At 35.9% G+C, this 354-nt stretch carries 1 protein-coding gene; it reads right to left on the reverse strand.

Annotation, left to right across the window (positions count from 1 at the left end):
• A partial coding sequence (locus tag PL9214_RS29355) for a transposase (RefSeq protein WP_186440511.1) occupies positions 1–354 on the reverse strand: 354 nt, incomplete at both ends.

Consider the following 354-nt stretch of genomic DNA (forward strand, 5'->3'; position numbering starts at 1 on the left):
ATACTCTAAACACTAAAGGAAAGGTTATATTTTTATAAACACCGTAAGCATTAACTGATACTATTCCCCGATCTGTTTTGCCCACACTTCCCAAGTATTGTCTAGCTATATAGTCGGTTTTTTTTCCCTTTCTCCTATCTCCTGTCTCATCAATTATTACTATAATCTTCTCTCCTTTCAATGCTTTTAGAGTTCGGGCTAATCTTCTTTCCTTTAATTCCCTTGCTGACCAAGGCGAATTGGCTAAGAAATGATGCAGTGATTGTGGCGACCTAATTCCTACTATTTTAGCAATTTCCGGTAAAGATTTTCTCGGAATTGGTGAGATAATTCCTAGATGTAAGTATTTAAAAC

Origin of the sequence: Planktothrix tepida PCC 9214 (assembly GCF_900009145.1) — a bacterium.
In the GTDB taxonomy this organism is placed as follows: Bacteria; Cyanobacteriota; Cyanobacteriia; order Cyanobacteriales; family Microcoleaceae; genus Planktothrix; species Planktothrix tepida.